Raw genomic sequence first — 1,901 nt, 5'->3', positions numbered from 1 at the left:
CGTCGGCGAGGCCCGCGTCGCTCAGGGCGCCGCGCCAGCCGATCAGGCGGTCGACGCCGGGCGGCATGTCGGCGGGGCCGGCGATGGTCGCGATCCGGCGTCGTCCGCGCTCGATGAGGTGCGCGGTGGCGACGGCCGCTCCCTCGGTGTTGTCCACGTCCACGAAGTAGGAGCCGCGCTCGTCCGGCGAGAGCGGCCGGCCGCCGAAGACGATCGGCAGCGTGCCCGAGAGAGCCGCGTAGGAGTGGTCGCCGGAGTGGTGCGAGACCACGAGTGCACCGTCCACGTTGCCGCCGAGCAGGTACCGCCGCGTCTTCTCGCCGTCGGTCTCGGACGCGATCAGCATCGAGAGCGTGTAGTCGGTGTCGGCGAGGCGCATCGCGGCGCCCTGCACGATCGAGGCGAAGAACGGATCCGCGAACACGCGGGCGGTCGACTCCGGCACGATCAGGGCGATCGACTGCGTGCGCCGCGAGGCGAGCATCCGCGCCGCGTGGTTGGGCACGTAGTCGAGCTCGCTGATGGCCTTCTCGACCGCGGCCACGATCTCGGCCGCCACCTGAGGGGCGCCGTTGACCACCCGCGAGACGGTCGCGCGCGAGACTCCCGCCCGTGCCGCGACCATCTCGAGCGTGGGGGACCGGCCCCCGCCGCGGACTCCCGTCGCCTCGGTCACGGATCAGTCCAGGGCCGCGGCGGCGCTGCCGCCGAGCAGTCGGGAGTACACCAGGCCCGAGTCCTTCACGATCCGCTCCTGCGTGCCGTAGTCCACCCGGACGACGCCGAAGCGCTTCTCGTAGCCCCACGCCCACTCGTAGTTGTCCAGGAGGGACCAGACGAAGTACCCGCGGACGTCCGCGCCCTGGTCGATCGCATCGGCGACCTTCTCGACGTGGTCGAGCACGTACTGCGTGCGGTCCGCGTCGTGCACGCGGCCGCCCTCGACGACGTCGTCGTAGGCGGCGCCGTTCTCCGTCACGTACAGCGGAGGGAGGTTCTCGTACTCGAGGCCCAGGCGGGTCAGCAGGTAGCGCAGCCCGTCGGGGTTCACCTCCCAGTCCATCGCGGTGCGCGGCAGCCCGCGCGACGGGAAGGTGATGAACTCGGAGCCGACCCAGGGGGAGCCGACCTCGCGGTCGGTCGCCTGGGCGAAGTCGTCCGCCCCGGCCGGCAGCGGGTGGGCCGAGACGTTGTCGTCGTGGTAGTGGTTCACGCCGAGGAAGTCGAGCGGGAGCGAGATGAGGTCGAGGTCGCCGTCGACGATCAGCTCGTCGAGGCCGAGCCCGGCGACGTCCTCGAGCAGGTCCTCGGGGTACTCGCCGAGCAGCAGCGGGTCGAGGAAGATCCGGTTCTGGAGGGCGTCGAAGCGGCGTGCCGCGTCGAGGTCGGCCTCGTCCTCGGGGTCGTCGGGGACGGCGTTCGAGAGGTTGAGCGTGATGCCCAGGTTCTGCGCGCCGAGCTGCCGGAGCGTCGAGACGGCCAGCCCGTGGGCGAGGTGCGTGTGGTGCACGGCGGCGAGAGCCTTCTGCTGCGAGATCACGCCGGGGGCGTGCACGCCCGCGCCGTAGGAGAGCAGGGTCGAGCAGAACGGCTCGTTGAACGTCGTCCAGTGCTGCACCCGGTCGCCGAGGCTCTCGTAGACGGCCTCGGCGTAGTCCCGGAAGCGCTCGGCGGTGTCGCGGTTCGCCCAGCCGCCGGTCTCCTCGACGGCCTGCGGGAGGTCCCAGTGGTAGAGCGTGAGCCACGGCAGCACGCCGGCGCCGAGCAGCTCGTCGACCAGACGGGAGTAGAAGTCGAGGCCCTCGGGGTTCACCGCGCGGTCGCCCGGCTTGACGCGCGCCCAGCTGACCGAGAAGCGGTAGGAGCCGAGCCCCAGCTCCTTCATCAGCCGCACGTCCGCG

General features: G+C 72.0%; 2 protein-coding genes. Both read right to left on the bottom strand.

The features are described 5' to 3' along the window. Positions 1–625 (bottom strand): LacI family DNA-binding transcriptional regulator (locus tag C5C24_RS17380; RefSeq protein WP_146082667.1); only part of this gene is annotated, 625 nt, incomplete at its 3' end. 54 nt (positions 626–679) lie between these two features. Continuing rightward, positions 680–1,901: glycoside hydrolase family 1 protein (locus C5C24_RS17375; protein ID WP_104305563.1), on the bottom strand; the 1,222-nt coding region annotated here is incomplete at its 5' end.

The sequence above is a fragment of the Rathayibacter sp. AY2B3 genome, assembly GCF_002931755.1.
Lineage (GTDB): Bacteria > Actinomycetota > Actinomycetes > Actinomycetales > Microbacteriaceae > Rathayibacter.
Note: the sequence above shows the minus strand (reverse complement) of the source record. Positions and strands in the feature narration are given on the sequence as shown.